Source organism: Streptomyces sp. NPDC006208, from assembly GCF_040613775.1.
Lineage (GTDB): Bacteria > Actinomycetota > Actinomycetes > Streptomycetales > Streptomycetaceae > Streptomyces.
In genome coordinates, this window is the sequence record NZ_JBEXSW010000053.1 from 19,656 (window position 1) to 33,657 (window position 14,002).

At 71.0% G+C, this 14,002-nt stretch carries 15 protein-coding genes; 6 read left to right on the top strand and 9 right to left on the bottom strand.

The window, feature by feature from the left end; translation table 11 throughout:
- Window positions 1-39: 39 nt before the first annotated feature.
- A complete protein-coding gene (locus ABZ208_RS32760) occupies window positions 40-240 on the top strand; it encodes a hypothetical protein (RefSeq protein WP_356913081.1) in 201 nt (66 codons plus the stop codon).
- On the top strand, window positions 237-572 hold the full coding sequence (locus tag ABZ208_RS32765; protein WP_356913082.1) for a hypothetical protein: 336 nt from the start codon (window positions 237-239) through the stop codon (window positions 570-572). The genes ABZ208_RS32760 and ABZ208_RS32765 overlap by 4 nt, the downstream gene beginning before the upstream one ends.
- 69 nt (window positions 573-641) lie before the next feature.
- On the opposite strand, the gene ABZ208_RS32770 is transcribed toward ABZ208_RS32765, so the two are convergent.
- The 4 genes from ABZ208_RS32770 to ABZ208_RS32785 all read right to left on the bottom strand — a co-directional run bounded on the left by ABZ208_RS32770 (window position 642) and on the right by ABZ208_RS32785 (window position 3,908).
- Window positions 642-1,076, bottom strand: a complete 435-nt coding sequence (locus ABZ208_RS32770; RefSeq protein WP_328400796.1) for a transcriptional repressor — start codon at window positions 1,074-1,076, stop codon at window positions 642-644.
- A 107-nt stretch (window positions 1,077-1,183) separates the two neighbouring features.
- On the bottom strand, window positions 1,184-2,077 hold the full coding sequence (locus tag ABZ208_RS32775; protein ID WP_328400798.1) for a metal ABC transporter permease: 894 nt from the start codon (window positions 2,075-2,077) through the stop codon (window positions 1,184-1,186).
- A gap of 2 nt (window positions 2,078-2,079) precedes the next feature.
- Window positions 2,080-2,859 (bottom strand): ATP-binding cassette domain-containing protein, encoded by a 780-nt coding sequence (locus ABZ208_RS32780; protein ID WP_356913083.1) that lies wholly within the window; start codon window positions 2,857-2,859, stop codon window positions 2,080-2,082.
- A gap of 59 nt (window positions 2,860-2,918) precedes the next feature.
- Complete coding sequence (locus ABZ208_RS32785) at window positions 2,919-3,908, bottom strand: metal ABC transporter substrate-binding protein (RefSeq protein ID WP_356913084.1); 990 nt, start codon at window positions 3,906-3,908, stop codon at window positions 2,919-2,921.
- Between the two features lie 199 nt (window positions 3,909-4,107).
- On the opposite strand from ABZ208_RS32785, the gene ABZ208_RS32790 reads away from it, so the two are divergent.
- Both ABZ208_RS32790 and ABZ208_RS32795 read left to right on the top strand, forming a co-directional pair.
- Window positions 4,108-5,490, top strand: a complete 1,383-nt coding sequence (locus ABZ208_RS32790) for a glycine--tRNA ligase (protein ID WP_356913085.1) — start codon at window positions 4,108-4,110, stop codon at window positions 5,488-5,490.
- 103 nt (window positions 5,491-5,593) lie between these two features.
- Window positions 5,594-5,800: a hypothetical protein gene (locus ABZ208_RS32795; protein ID WP_356913086.1), complete on the top strand. Its 207-nt coding sequence runs from the start codon at window positions 5,594-5,596 to the stop codon at window positions 5,798-5,800.
- 86 nt (window positions 5,801-5,886) lie between these two features.
- Here ABZ208_RS32795 and ABZ208_RS32800 read toward each other — a convergent pair whose 3' ends face one another.
- Entirely contained in the window at window positions 5,887-6,087 is a 201-nt protein-coding gene (locus ABZ208_RS32800; RefSeq protein WP_356913087.1) for a hypothetical protein, read from the bottom strand.
- A 147-nt stretch (window positions 6,088-6,234) separates the two neighbouring features.
- Between ABZ208_RS32800 and ABZ208_RS32805 the strand changes: the two genes are divergently transcribed.
- A complete protein-coding gene (locus ABZ208_RS32805) occupies window positions 6,235-6,435 on the top strand; it encodes a DUF6243 family protein (protein WP_356913088.1) in 201 nt (66 codons plus the stop codon).
- A gap of 117 nt (window positions 6,436-6,552) precedes the next feature.
- Here ABZ208_RS32805 and ABZ208_RS32810 read toward each other — a convergent pair whose 3' ends face one another.
- The 4 genes from ABZ208_RS32810 to ABZ208_RS32825 all read right to left on the bottom strand — a co-directional run bounded on the left by ABZ208_RS32810 (window position 6,553) and on the right by ABZ208_RS32825 (window position 12,626).
- The gene (locus ABZ208_RS32810; RefSeq protein WP_356913089.1) at window positions 6,553-7,716 is read right to left on the bottom strand and encodes a hypothetical protein; all 1,164 of its coding nucleotides are present in this window, start codon (window positions 7,714-7,716) and stop codon (window positions 6,553-6,555) included.
- Window positions 7,717-7,744: 28 nt separating this feature from the next.
- Window positions 7,745-8,467, bottom strand: coding sequence for a dioxygenase (locus tag ABZ208_RS32815; RefSeq protein WP_356913090.1), 723 nt, complete (start codon window positions 8,465-8,467; stop codon window positions 7,745-7,747).
- Between the two features lie 152 nt (window positions 8,468-8,619).
- The gene (locus ABZ208_RS32820) at window positions 8,620-11,121 is read right to left on the bottom strand and encodes a LuxR C-terminal-related transcriptional regulator (RefSeq protein WP_356913091.1); all 2,502 of its coding nucleotides are present in this window, start codon (window positions 11,119-11,121) and stop codon (window positions 8,620-8,622) included.
- 83 nt (window positions 11,122-11,204) lie between these two features.
- Window positions 11,205-12,626, bottom strand: coding sequence for an MFS transporter (locus ABZ208_RS32825; RefSeq protein WP_356913092.1), 1,422 nt, complete (start codon window positions 12,624-12,626; stop codon window positions 11,205-11,207).
- 176 nt (window positions 12,627-12,802) lie between these two features.
- On the opposite strand from ABZ208_RS32825, the gene dusB reads away from it, so the two are divergent.
- Complete coding sequence (dusB, locus tag ABZ208_RS32830; RefSeq protein ID WP_356913112.1) at window positions 12,803-13,927, top strand: tRNA dihydrouridine synthase DusB; 1,125 nt, start codon at window positions 12,803-12,805, stop codon at window positions 13,925-13,927.
- Window positions 13,928-14,002 lie beyond the last annotated feature (75 nt).

The following is a 14,002-nucleotide window of genomic DNA, read 5'->3' on the forward strand; positions in this document are numbered from 1 at the left end:
TCACGGCTCGTCACCATGATCGGGGAGTCGGGGAGGGCCGTGACCGAGGTTCAGCGCGACAACGGGCAGGCGGTGGCGCTCACTTACGAGCCCACCGCCGCCGACATGGCAGCCGCGCTGCGGGCCTCCGGCGACAGACACGGCATCGGGCTCGTGATCCTTCCCGAGCGCGGTGTGCGCGAGGGCGGCGACGCCGACCGGCTGCGCGCCCTGCTCGACCGGCACACCCGGCGAACATGACCGCCCGCGGTTGCGGCGCCGCCGCACTGTTCGCCCTCGCCGCGCTCCTCGCGTACGTCAGCTTCGGCGCCACCGTCGAGATGGAGACCTTCCCGGGCTTCCGCCCCAACCATGCCGGGTTCGCCGTCTTCTCCGTCGTCCTGGCCATTCTGTCCGCATGGGGCGGCCTGGCCGTCGCCGGACGCCGCTCACGCCTCGCGCTCGCGGCGGCCGTCTGCGTGGCCGCGGCACTGACCTGGCGCATGTACACGCTGGCACCGGCCCTGCACTGCTGGGAGCACAACACCGTCGGACGCAACGACGACGGCAGCTACGACTGCTTCGACCTGTAGCCGCCGGCGGGACGCACGGCAGCGGCCCGCGCCCCGGCAGGGGTGCGGGCCACCTCGATGGTCCGGCTGTTACTGCTCGGCCGCCGCCGCGCACTCCGCGCACGTACCGAAGATCTCCACGGTGTGCGCCACATTCACGTAGCCGTGCTGGGCCGCGATCGACTCCGCCCACTGCTCCACCGCCGGGCCCTCCACCTCGACGGCCTTGCCGCACAGGCGGCACACCAGATGATGGTGGTGGTCGTCCGTCGAGCAGCGCCGGTACACCGACTCGCCGTCGCTGGTGCGCAGCACATCCACCTCACCCGCGTCGGCGAGTGACTGCAGCGTGCGGTAGACCGTCGTCAGGCCGACCGAATCTCCGCGGTGCTTGAGCATGTCGTGCAGGTCCTGCGCACTGCGGAACTCGTCCACCTCGTCGAGCGCCGCCGCCACCGCGGCACGCTGCCGGGTCGACCGGCCTCGCACCGGGGCTGTGTTTCCGCCGGTTGGCGCCGTGGTCACAGGTGCCTCCTCGCTTGCCCGCGCATACGTCGGGCTATTGTGCCAGGCCCGCGTACGAGCCTTGACGCGGTCCTACGCGCCGCGGCCCGCATATGGTGCGGACCTGCTCAGACCTTGACGTCGTCGCTCGTTCCGCGCGCACCCGGCATGTCCACCGAGCACTGCGCCCCGGGCGCCTCCACCGCCCTGGCCCGGCGCCGTGCGAACGGCATGGCGAGCGCGGTCAGCAGAACGAAGACGGCGATGGCCAGCAGAACAATCGTCGCTCCCGGCGGCACATCCCGGTAGTAGGAGGTCGCGGTTCCGGCCAGCGAGACCCCCACACCGATCGCCACGGCCAGCGCGAACGTGGCCCGGAAGGACCGCGAGACCTGCTGGGCCGCGGCCACCGGCACCACCATCAGGGCGCTGACCAGCAGCAGCCCCACGACGCGCATCGCCACGCTCACCGTGACCGCGGCGGTCACCGAGATCAGCAGATTCAGCGTCCGCACCGGCAGCCCGGTCACCCGCGCGAACTCCTCGTCCTGGCTGATCGCGAACAGCTGTCTGCGCAGCCCCAGCGACACCGCCACCACGAACGCCGCGAGCAGCACGATCGCTGTGAGGTCCTCCTCGGAGACCGTCGACAGCGAACCGAACAGGAACGAGCTGAGCTTCGCCGTCGACCCGGTCTCCGACATGTTGATCAGCAGCACACCGCCCGCCATGCCGCCGTAGAAGAGCAGCGCGAGCGCGATGTCGCCGCGGGTGCGGCCGTACGCACGGATCAGTTCCATCACGACCGCGCCGATCACCGAGACGATCGTCGCCGTCCAGATCGGGTTGGTGGACAGCAGAAAGCCGAGGCCGACGCCGGTCATCGCGACATGGCCGATTCCGTCGCCCATCAGGGCCTGGCGGCGCTGCACGAGGTGGATGCCGATCGCGGGGGCGGTGATACCGACCAGCACGGCCGCGAGCAGCGCCCGCTGCATGAAAGCGGTGTCCAGGATGTCCATGATCAGGTCAGCAGTCCCGTGCGGAGCGGCTCGTCGGCCGCGTGCGGATGTACGTGGTCGTGGCCGGGCAGCGCATGCTGGCCCACGGCCTCGGGCGGCGGTCCGTCATGGACCACACAGCCGTCGCGCAGCACCACGGCCCGGTTGATCAGCGGCTCCAGCGCGCCCAGTTCGTGCAGCACCAGCAGCACCGTCGTACCGGCGGCGACCTGCTCGCGCACCGTCCCGGCCAGCACCTCCTGGCTCGCCAGGTCGACGCCCGCCATCGGCTCGTCCATGATCAGCAGTTCGGGTTCGCAGGCGAGGGCCCGGGCGATCAGCACCCGCTGGTGCTGGCCGCCGGACAGGGCGTTCACCGAGTCCTTGGCGCGGTCTGCGAGGCCGACGAGGTCGATGGCGCGCTGCACGGCCGCCCTGTCGGAACGCGACGGCAGTCCGAAGCGGCTGCGGGAGAGCCGGCCCGCGGCGACGACCTCCCGGACGGTCGCGGGCACACCGCTCGCGGCGGTCGTGCGCTGGGGTACGTAGCCCACCCGTGCCCACTGGCGGAAGCGGCGCAGCGGCGTGCCGAACAGTTCGATCTCGCCGCCGGTGAGCGGTACCTGGCCGATGACCGAGCGCACCGCGGTGGACTTTCCGGAACCGTTCGCCCCGAGCAGGGCGACGACCTCACCGCGGCGCACGGTCAGGTCGATACCGCGCAGCACCGGCCGCGAGCCGAGCGTGGCCCGGCCTCCGCGGACGGATATGACCGGCTCCAAGGCGTTCGCGGTGTGATCCATGCTGTGATCCATGGCAGGCCCCTCCGTGGGGAGTGGGGTGGGGTTCGTGTGGTCGGGTGTCACCGTGCGCCGAGGGCCTTCTCCAGTGCCGCGAGGTTGGACCGCATGACCTCGAGGTAGTCGTCGCCGTGGGACTCGGGTGTGATTCCCTCGAGCGGATCGAGGACGTCGGTCTTCAGACCGGTGTCGGCCGCGAGGGTCTTGGCGGTCCTGTCGCTGGCGAGCGCCTCGAAGAAGACGGTGGTGACCTTTTCCTTCTTCGCGATGGTCTGGAGTTCCCTGATGCGCGCGGGGCTCGGCTCGCCCTCCGGGTCGAGGCCGGCGATGCCCTCCTGGTCCAGCCCGTAGCGCTCGGCAAGGTGGCCGAACGCGGAGTGGGTGGTGATGAACGTCTTGGTGGCGGTGTTCTTCAGGCCCTGCTGGAAGTCGGTGTCCAGCGCGGTGAGCTTGGCGACCAGCGCGTCGGTGTTCTTCTCGTAGTCCGCGGCGTGGTCGGGGTCCGCCTTGGCGAGCTTCGCACCGACCTTCTCGGCGACCTCGGCGTACTTCACGGGGTCGAGCCAGATGTGCGGGTCGCCGCCCTCGGACTCATGGCCCCCGTGCTCGTGGCCTTCCTCGGCGTGTCCCTCGTCCCCGGCTTCGTGGCCGTGGTCGTGCCCGCCTGCCGCGCCGTGGTGCTCCACCGTGGTGAGGGTGGCGGCGTCGACCTTGTGCTCGACATCGGCCTCGGCTATTGCGTCGTCGACCGCGGGCTGCACACCCTTGAGATAGAGGATGAAGCCCGCTTCGTTCAGCTCGGCGGTCTGCCGCGGCTTCAGCTCCAGATCGTGCGGCTCGATGCCGGGCTGAGTGAGAGTGGAGACGGACACATGAGCGCCCCCTATCTCCTCGGCGAGATACTGCATGGGGTAGAAGGACGCCACGACCCTCAGCTTGCCGCCGCTGCGGCCGTCCGAAGCGGCGGAGGTGGAGCACGCGGAGACGGCCACGAGGCCGAGCGCGACCGCTCCGGCGACGGCGGTGGTGGGTATGAGGCGTCGTACGTTCATGACAGTCATTTTCAACAAAATTGGAAACGATTGTCAACAAGGATGGTGGCTGCCCGCTACCCCAGACCGATTTGATCCGGGGGGTGCGGCCGCCGGTAACCTGAAGCATTCGCCCGCCCGCCACCCCGACCACCACCCCTCATCGAGGCGCTTTCGCGCCCCCCAAGTCCAAATTCGTCGTCGTAATGAAGAGAGCACCGTGGCCGCCGACAAGATCGACACCATCGTCAACCTGAGCAAGCGTCGTGGCTTTGTCTACCCGTGCAGCGAGATCTACGGCGGTCAAAAGGCCGCCTGGGACTACGGGCCGCTGGGTGTCGAGCTCAAGGAGAACATCAAGCGCCTGTGGTGGCGGTACATGGTCACCTCGCGCGAGGACGTCGTGGGTATCGACTCGTCGGTGATCCTGGCCACCGAGGTCTGGGAGGCCTCCGGCCACGTCGCCACCTTCACCGACCCGCTCACGGAGTGCACCTCCTGCCACAAGCGCTACCGGGCCGACCACCTCGAGGAGGCGTACGAGGAGAAGCACGGCAAGCTCCCCGAGCACGGCCTCGCCGACCTCAACTGCCCCAACTGCGGCAACAAGGGCACCTTCACCGAGCCCAAGCAGTTCTCCGGCCTGCTCTCCACCCACCTCGGTCCCACCCAGGACTCCGGCTCGATCGCCTACCTGCGCCCCGAGACCGCCCAGGGCATCTTCACCAACTTCGGCCAGGTCCATCAGACCTCCCGCAAGAAGCCGCCCTTCGGCATCGCGCAGATGGGCAAGTCCTTCCGGAACGAGATCACCCCGGGCAACTTCATCTTCCGCACCCGCGAGTTCGAGCAGATGGAGATGGAGTTCTTCGTCAAGCCCGGCGAGGACGAGCAGTGGCACGAGTACTGGATGGAGCAGCGCTGGAACTGGTACACCGGCCTGGGTCTCCGTGAGGAGAACATGCGCTGGTTCGAGCACCCGCAGGAGAAGCTCTCCCACTACTCCAAGCGCACCGCCGACATCGAGTACCGCTTCCAGTTCGGCGGCAGCGAGTGGGGCGAGCTCGAGGGCGTCGCCAACCGCACCGACTACGACCTCAACGCGCACTCCAAGGCGTCCGGCACCGACCTGTCGTACTTCGACCAGGAAGCCGGCGAGCGCTGGATCCCCTACGTGATCGAGCCCGCCGCCGGCGTCGGCCGCACCATGCTCGCCTTCCTCCTCGACGCCTACAACGAGGACGAGGCCCCCAACGCCAAGGGCGTCATGGAGAAGCGCACCGTCATGCGCCTCGACCCGCGCCTCGCACCCGTCAAGGTCGCCGTGCTGCCGCTGTCCCGCAACCCGCAGCTCTCGCCGAAGGCCAAGGGCCTCGCCGCCGACCTGCGCCAGAACTGGAACATCGAGTTCGACGACGCGGGCGCCATCGGCCGCCGCTACCGCCGCCAGGACGAGATCGGCACGCCGTACTGCGTCACCGTCGACTTCGACACCCTCGACGACAACGCGGTGACCGTGCGCGAGCGCGACAGCATGAAGCAGGAGCGCGTCTCCCTGGACCAGATCCAGGGCTACCTGGGCAGCCGCCTCCTCGGCTGCTGACCGTCGCCGGCCGTTCGGCGAGAAGCCCCCGGTTCCGTACCCGGAACCGGGGGCTTCGTTGCACACTGGGCGCACGCGTACCCGCAGGCGCCAGGAGGCAAGCATGCCGTCCATGACCAGCAGCAAGGTGAGCAGATGGGACCAGCACGGACGAGAACACGTGGTGCAGGTACAGAAGGCGGGAATCCAGCGGCAGTTGACCTGCCGCACCTGCGGCTGGCGCAAGAACGCGCAGTTCCTGCCGTGGCTCAAGGCCGAGGAACACCTCACCGAGGCGCACCAGGCGACCGTGGACCCGGCAGGCGGCTGAGCCGCCGCTACGCCGGACCGGTGTCGCCCGGCCCGGCCGCAGGCCCGCGCAGCAGCAGATCCGCGACCGCCGCGAACTCGCCGTCGTTACCCGGCTTCTGCCACGGGGGCGCACAGGCCGGATCGGAAAAGGGCCGTGGTGCCGTGGACCGCACGCGCCGTGCCACTGGGTGCGACCAGCGTGAACTTTCGCGCCGGCACGCCCTCTTCGACGATCTTCCGCAGCTGCTCGACGAGTTCGTCGGTGTGCCGCTCGACGTCACCCGTGCGGCTCCGCTCTCGCGGCACGCCCGAAAACCAGGTGCTCCCGCCCCCCGGGCGCGCTAGCGTCCTGTGCATGTCTTCGTTCTTCCAGATGTACGAGTGAGAGCGCGGCGGTCATCCGTCCTCGCCTGACCATTCCCGAGTCACTTCTCACCCCGATGGGAGAACCCCGTGGCCAAGAGCCGTAACAACCTCCTCGGCGTTGGCGGGCAGCGCCGGAAGCTGTCCCGCGCCGACCAGCAGGGCAACGGCCCCGCCCGTAACAACGACCGCAAGGCGGCCGCCGACCAGAAGCAGGACCTGCTCCGCAAGATGCGCGAGCGGGCCCAGGGCAAGACGGACGACGAGCAGACGCCTCAGCCCGAGGCCTGACCACACCTGTGGGCCCGGACCGGGCCCACGACGACGCGTCGCGCGAGCGCCTGGTCCAGCTCCAGGCGCTCGCGCTCGCCGGGTGTGAGCGCCCCGGCCGTTGCCGCCCCGCCCCGGTCAGCCCTTGAAGCGGGCCGCCGCGGGGATCAGATCGCCCTTCTTGGCGATGCCGACGGTCCACAGGTCCGCGGTGCCCGGCACCGTCGCCAGTCCGCGTATCACCAGCGACGGGTCCGGAGCCTGTTCGAAGCGGCGTTGCGTGGCGTCCCAGCGCAGGGCGACGGAGACCGAGCCCTTCCCGCCCACCGCCCACAGGGCGTTGTCGCCGGAGCGGCCTGCGGCGCGCAGCCGGCCGTCGGGGACGTCCGGGGTGCTGACGGCGGTCCACTTCCTGCCGTCCCAGCGCGCGGCGAAGGGGCGTTCCGAGCTGCCGGTGACGGAGCCGCCCACCGCCCACACCTCGTCGGCGGACACCGCCGTGATCCCCGCGAACCAACGATGCTCGCCCTGCTTGCCCCCGGGCGCCTCCATGCGCGTCCAGGAGGTGCCGTCGAAGTGCAGCAGCAGCGCGGTCTGTTCGGTGTCGGCGCCGGCGAATGACGAGCCTGCCGCCCAGATGTCGTCGGGTGCGACGACGGCGAGGCTGGTCAGTTCGCCCTTGCCGACATCGGGGAGGGCCTGTCTGCGCCAGGCCGAACCGTCCCACGCCTGCACGGCGGGCACACCGTTCTTGATGCCCTGCGGCACTGCACGGCCGACTGCCCAGGCCTTGCCGTCGGAGGCGATGGCCACCGCGTCGGGTGTGAGGCGGCCGCCCGGGTCGCGGTCGAAGGCGCGTGCGGTCCAGGCGGTTCCGTCCCAGTGCGCGGAGGAGGCGCCGACCGTCCAGATGTCGTCGGCCGACTTCACGGCGAGGGCCTGAGGGAAGCTGTCGGCGGGCAGGGTCGACTCCTGTTTCCACGAGGTCCCGTCCCAGCGGAGTGCGACCGCCTCGTTCTTGATGTTGGTGCTGTCCTTCAGCCGGTAGCCGACGGCCCACGCCTGTTTGTCGTCGAGCGCGGCGACGGCGGTGAGGTCGCCTTTCTCCACCGGGGTGGGGGTCGTTGTCCACTGCCCGGCCCGCGCGGCCGCGGCCGGGGCCTCGCCCGTGTCGGAAGCGGGACCGGCCCAGGCGTTGGCGACGACCAGGCTGCCGGTCGCGATGGCACCCGCGGCCAGTGACGCCAGCAGAGGCCGCCGCCGTACGCGCCGGTGCCGGGATGAGGTGTTCGTGTTCGTCACGGGAGTCCTTGGTGTTCGGCGGTCGGTACTAGACCGTGGTCTTGATGACGAAGTCGAAGGCGCCGGTGTAGCGGCCGTCCTGCGGGGCCGACAGCGTGATCGTGCAGGCGCTGTTGCGGAGCCGGTCCTGGGCGTTGAGCGCGGCGAAGTCCCGGCCGTAGGCCTGGGTGCCGTCGGGGAAGTACAGCTGGGTGATCAGGACCGGTCCGCCGGGAGCCTGCACCTGGGTGTGGATGTGAGGTGCGCGGTTGCCCCAACGGCCCCAGTAGTCACGGGGGATGATCGTCTGCAGCCGGAACGCGCCCCGGTTGTCGGTGTACTGGTGGCCCCGGAGTGCGAAGCCGGAAGTGTCGTAGTCGCCGTTCTGGTCGCACTGCCAGAACTCGATGAGCGCGCCCGCCACGGGGGCGCATGCGGTGTCGTAGACGACGCCGCTGAGGTCGAGGCGTACCCCGCTGATGCCGGGGGTGACGAAATTGCCGCGCTCGGGGGACTCGGGCTTGAAGAGCGGGCCTTCGGTCGCCGCCGGGGTCTCGTGGCCGTCGCAGGCGGGTGTGACGGCCAGGGGGCGGCCTTGTGCCCGGGCCTGCTGCACTGCGGTCACCGGGTGTGCCGCGGTCTGCGGGTGTGCCGCCGCCGACGCGGCGCCGGTCGCCGCGAGCGCCGCGGCTGTCATGCCCATCGAACTGGCCCTGATGAACGTCCTGCGCGAGCTGGTGTGCCCGCCGCCGGCATCGTGGTCCTGGCGCATCGCGTCTCCTTGCCGATCGTCTGTGCGGCAGGGCATTCCGTGGGGGTAAGGACCGGCACCAGGCGCACGAGTCCTCGCAATGCCCTGTTCCGAGCAGCGTGGCCGCTGCCGGGTGCGAGCGGATCGGCCGGATGACCGGCGGGTTCGGCGCGTTACGAAACCCGGGGCGGTCGCCGGCCTGCGGTGACCCGTGCTCTTTCGGCCACCCACAGGGCGATCTGGGTCCGTGACCGCATGCCCAGCTTGTCCCGCACGTGGTCGAGGTGGGTGGAGACCGTGCTCGCCGCGAGCCCGAGCCGGGACGCGATCTCGCGGTTGGTGAGCCCCTCGGCGACGAGCGCGGCCACCGCCGACTCCCGTCCGGTCAGCGGAGACATGTCGTCCCGCCCGGCCGCGGGGTCCGCGGTCTCAGTCCTGTCGTCAAGGTGCAGGGCGTGACCGAGCAACTGCCGCCAGCGCAGCCGGCGCCCATCGGCCACGGCGGCGTCGCGCGCCGGCGGGGGCAGGGCGGCGTGTGCGCGTACGGCCGCCGCCTCGACCTGCCGCTGCCATGCGGCCTCGGGCTCGGTGTCGAGGCGTCGGCGTGCCTGAGCCGCGGCGGTGAGCAGCCGCAGCGAGCGTCGTGCGTCGCCCTGTTCGCCTGCCACCAGCGCCAGCCCTTCGAGCGGATAGAGCGCATGGAGGCTCTGCCCGGGGACCGTGCGCAGAGCCTCGGCGAACAGTTCTTCGGCCGCGTCGAGGTCGCCGAGCGCGAGGCGTATCGCACCGGCGGTGTGCAGTGCGGCCGACGATGCGCCCCCGTCGGGCCAGGTCCGCAGCAGCGGCAGGCACAGGGACATCAGAGCGTCGCCCTCGGCCGCCTTTCCGGTGTGCAGCAGTGCCCAGGCCAGATGGTGGCGGCACCAGGCGGTGTCGCGGGGGCGGCCGAGCGGGACGACGAGGTCGAGGCATTCGGCGAAGTCCACGACCGCGCCGGCGAAGTCGCCGCGGCACAGGTGTGCGGCGGCCCGCGCGTCCAGGGCGTTGGCGAGGGCTGCGGGGCTGTGGCCGCGGCGTTCGACCGCGACGGCCTGTTCGGCGAAGCGCAGGGCCGCGGCTCGGTCGGCCTGCCGACAGGCGGCGCGGGTGGCGAGGGCCAGGGCAGCGCCGCCGAGGACGCCTTCGGTGTCGTCCTGGAGGATCCGGGTCAGCAGGGCGCGGGAGGCGGTGAGCTGCTCCTGCTGGTAGAGGACCCGGGCCAGCGCGAGCGCCGGCCGCAGATATGAGATGTCGCGTTCCTGCCCGGCGTGGGCGACGGCCGCCGCGAGGTTCTCCCGCTCCTCGGTCGGCGCCCCGCCCGCCTGGTCGACGAAGACCTGGTCCCCCGTCGGCGCCAGCAACCGGGTGAGCCAGTCGACGGCACGCTGCCAGGTGTCGTGGAGCTCGCCGGACTCGGTCAGGCGGTCCAGGGCGTATGCGCGTACGGAGCTGAGCTGCCGGAAGCGGGCTGCTCCCGCTGCATCGCCCGGCAGCCGCACCAGCAGTGATTTGGCCTCCAGCGCGCACAGCACGCGCAGCACCTGCTGCGGTCCCAGGTCGTCGTCGGCTCCGCCGGCTGTGCACACCGCGGCCGCCCCCGTCGCGTCGAATCCGCCGACGAGGACGGCCAGCCGACGAAGGAAGGCCTGTTCCCGCGGTTCGAGCAATCGATGGCTCCAGTCGATCGCGGCCGCCAGTTCGCGGTGCCGCCCCGGACCGGTCCTGCTGCCGTCGGTGAGGAGGGAGAGCTGGTCGTCGAGACCGGTGAGGATGTCGCCGAGAGGGAGGGTTCCGGCGCGGCGGGCCGCCAGCTCGATGGCGAGCGGCAGTCCGTCGAGGCGGCGGCAGATCTCGGCCACCGTGTGGGCGTTCGACGTGTTCAGGGTGAATCCGGGTGCCGCGGTGGCGGCCCGTTCGGCGAACAGCAGGACGGCGTCGCAGTGCTGCACGGTCGCCGGGTCGTCCGGGCCGTGGGCGGGCGCCAGCGACAGTTCGGCCACACGGAACACCACCTCGCCGGGTACGCGCAGCGCCTCCCGACTGGTGGCGAGGATCCGCAGCCGAGGGCACCGGGCGAGCAGCTGGGCGGCCAGCTCGGCGCACGGCTCGGCCAGATGTTCGCAGTTGTCCAGGATCAGCATGGCCGAACCGCCGCCGAGTGCATGGACGAGTACGTCGACGCCGGTCCGTCCGTGCCGCTCGCCGACCCCGAGTGCGGCGGCGACGGCCTGCGGCAGCCGGTCGCCGTCGTGCAGCGTGTCCAGTTCGACCAGCCGTGCCCGCCTGCCGGAGGCTGCGCCGCGCAGGTGGGCGACGGTGTGGAGGGCCAGCCGTGTCTTTCCCACTCCGCCGGGTCCGGTGAGGGTCACCAGCCGCGACGACTTCAGCAGGGCACGCAGCCGGGTCAGTTCGTCGTGGCGTCCGACGAAGGAGTCCAGCGCCCGGGGGAGCCCTGCGGCCGGTGGCAGCGGGCCGGCGGGATCGTCGTCGTGGCGCACCGAGCGGCGCCGGAAGGCACGCTGCCGGCAGGCGTCGGAGCAGTAGCGTGCGGGCCGTCCGCCTCTTCCCGTCCCGCTTCGCCGGCCCAGCTCGTTCCCGCACACCGCGCACGCTCGACTGCCGCTCACCCGCCGCATCCTCGCCGAGCGGGCGCGCCCTCACCACCGGGTCCGGTGAAGGGTGATCCACGCCGCATCCGGAGCCGGTCCGGCACGCGCTGTCAGCGCGAGGCGGGCAGCGGCTGCTCCGTAGCCGGCTCCAGCCGTTCGGCGGCCCGCTGAGCGGTCTGCTGGGCCCACCGGCCACTGGTCAGGGCCCCGGCCACCAGGATGCCCAGCCCGCATGCGGTGATGACCCACCACGCGGGGCGGCTCGCGTCGACGAACCCGTCGGTGGGTGAGGAGGGGGAGACTCCGGCGGCGAGTACGGCTCCGACGACGGCCACGCCGAGGGTCTGGCCGGTCTGGCGGCTCGTCGAGGCGATCGCGGCGGCGACACCTGCCTGGGTGCGGGGCATCCCGGACACGGCGGTGTTGGTGATGGGGGCGTTGACCAGGCCGAAGCCGAGACCGAAGAGTACAAAGCCGGTGAACAGCCCGGTCGCGGTGGCCTCCGCCTCGAACGCGGCGAACATCAGGCCGCTCGCGGTCATGGCCGTGCCGGCGACGAGCAGGGGCAGCCGTGGCCCGTGGGTGCCGACCAGCCGGCCCGACAGGGGTGCGCAGACGAAGGTCATGGCGGCCATGGGCAGCATGTACAGACCGGCGTCCAGCGCCGAGAGGCCGCGCACATCCTGCAGATAGAGGGTGGTGACGAACAGGAAGCCGCCGAGCGCGGCGAAGGCGAACACCGCGATCAGGTTGGCTCCGCTGAACGGCGCGGAGCGGAAGAAGCGCAGATCGATCAGTGGTTCGCGGCGTCTGGGCTCGTACAGCAGCAGACCGGTCAGGGCGAGGACGGAGACGGCTGCGTAGAGGGGGTCCGATTCGATGATCGCGTACGTCAGTGAGCCGAGGAGCGCCATGACGAGGAGCTGGCCCACCGGGTCGGCGCGGCGGGGCCGCGGGGCGCGGGACTCCGGCACGTAACGCCAGGTGAGGAGCAGGGCCGCGAGGCCCACCGGAACGTTGATCCAGAAGATCGAGCGCCAGCCGACCCCGTCGACGAGGAGACCGCCGATGAGTGGCCCGGCCGCCATCGAGATACCGACCACTCCGCCCCACACCCCGATGGCGCGGGCCCGCGCGCGCGGCTCGGTGAAGGTGTTGGTGATGATCGACATCGCGACGGGGTTGAGCATGGAGCCCCCGACGGCCTGCACCATGCGGAAGACGACGAGCGACTCGAGGTTCGGGGCGAGTGAGCACAGGACCGACCCGGCGGTGAAGACGACGAGCCCGGCCTGGAAGACCTTGCGGCGGCCGATGCGGTCGGCGGTGGATCCGGCGAGCATCAGCAGGCAGGCGAGGACCAGGGTGTAGGCGTCGACGGTCCACTGCATTCCGGCGACCGAAGCGTCCAGTTCGTCGCGCATGGAGGGCAGGGCGACGTTCAGGATGGTGTTGTCCAGGCTGACGATGAGCAGGCTCATACAGCAGATCGCCAGCACCAGCATGCGCCTGCGGGGACTGAGCTCCGGCATGCACGCATAGTACGGCTGACTGATCGCCGGGCCGGTAGGGCTGACTCCTGGCGCGGCGAGTGCGCGACAATGGGCGGATGACCACGTCTGCCCCGTCGACCACGCTCGCCCAGCCCGCTGTGCCGGCTGCACCTGCCACGGCCCCGGCGTCCCCGACGCTGAAGATCGGCCCCCACATGGTGCAGCCGCCGGTGGTGCTCGCGCCCATGGCCGGCATCACCAATGCGCCGTTCCGCACCTTGTGCCGCGAGTACAGCGGGGGCAAGGGGCTGTTCGTCAGCGAGATGATCACCACGCGGGCGCTGGTCGAGCGCAACGAGAAGACGATGCACCTGATCCACTTCGACGCGACCGAGACTCCGCGCTCGATCCAGCTGTACGGAGTGGACCCGGCCACCGTCGGCAAGGCCGTTCGCATGATCGCGGACGAGGACCTGGCCGACCACATCGACCTGAACTTCGGCTGCCCGGTGCCCAAGGTGACCCGCAAGGGGGGCGGTTCCGCGCTCCCGTACAAGCGGCCGCTGCTGCGCGCGATCCTGAACGAAGCGGTCTCGAACGCGGGCGGTCTGCCGGTCACGATGAAGATGCGCAAGGGCATCGACGACGACCACATCACCTATCTCGACGCGGGCCGGATCGCGGTCGAGGAGGGTGTCACGGCGATCGCGCTCCATGGGCGCACGGCGGCGCAGCACTACGGCGGCAGTGCGGACTGGGACGCCATCGCGCGCCTGAAGGAACACGTCCCCGAGATTCCGGTGCTCGGGAACGGCGACATCTGGTCGGCCGGTGACGCGCTGCGGATGATGCGCGAGACGGGTTGCGACGGTGTGGTCGTGGGGCGCGGCTGTCTGGGGCGGCCGTGGCTGTTCGGGGATCTGGTCGCCGCCTTCGAGGGCCAAGGTGCCCCCGGCGGAGCCGCTGACGGATACGGCGCGAGCCCCTCGCTGCGCCAGGTCGCCGACGCCATGGTGCGTCATGCCCGGCTGCTGGGGGAATGGATCGGCGACGAGACGCGGGGAGTGATCGACTTCCGTAAGCACGTGGCCTGGTATCTCAAGGGCTTCTCGGTCGGTTCGGAGATGCGCAAGAAGCTGGCGATCACCTCGTCGCTGGACGAGCTGGCCGCTCAGCTGAGCGAGCTCGATCTGGACCAGCCGTGGCCGGTGGGCGCGGACGGGCCGCGGGGGCGTACGTCGGGGAACAACCGTGTCGTGCTGCCGGACGGCTGGCTGAAGGACCCGTACGACTGCGCGGCTGTCAGCGTGGACGCGGAACTGGACACGTCGGGCGGATGAGTCCGGATCGTGTACCGGATGCTGGAATTCGGCCCGTTCCTGCGGCGTGATTCTCGCCACCCTTGATAGGGGAGG

Excerpts from the sequence above, each read along its gene's own strand:
- ABZ208_RS32785 (WP_356913084.1), bottom strand. The coding sequence starts at position 3,908 with ATGAACGTACGACGCCTCATACCCACCACCGCCGTCGCCGGAGCGGTC.
- ABZ208_RS32765 (WP_356913082.1), top strand. The coding sequence starts at position 237 with ATGACCGCCCGCGGTTGCGGCGCCGCCGCACTGTTCGCCCTCGCCGCG.
- ABZ208_RS32775 (WP_328400798.1), bottom strand. The coding sequence starts at position 2,077 with ATGGACATCCTGGACACCGCTTTCATGCAGCGGGCGCTGCTCGCGGCC.
- ABZ208_RS32820 (WP_356913091.1), bottom strand. The coding sequence starts at position 11,121 with ATGCGGCGGGTGAGCGGCAGTCGAGCGTGCGCGGTGTGCGGGAACGAG.
- ABZ208_RS32825 (WP_356913092.1), bottom strand. The coding sequence starts at position 12,626 with ATGCCGGAGCTCAGTCCCCGCAGGCGCATGCTGGTGCTGGCGATCTGC.
- ABZ208_RS32780 (WP_356913083.1), bottom strand. The coding sequence starts at position 2,859 with ATGGATCACACCGCGAACGCCTTGGAGCCGGTCATATCCGTCCGCGGA.
- dusB (WP_356913112.1), top strand. The coding sequence starts at position 12,803 with ATGGTGCAGCCGCCGGTGGTGCTCGCGCCCATGGCCGGCATCACCAAT.
- ABZ208_RS32795 (WP_356913086.1), top strand. The coding sequence starts at position 5,594 with ATGCCGTCCATGACCAGCAGCAAGGTGAGCAGATGGGACCAGCACGGA.
- ABZ208_RS32815 (WP_356913090.1), bottom strand. The coding sequence starts at position 8,467 with ATGCGCCAGGACCACGATGCCGGCGGCGGGCACACCAGCTCGCGCAGG.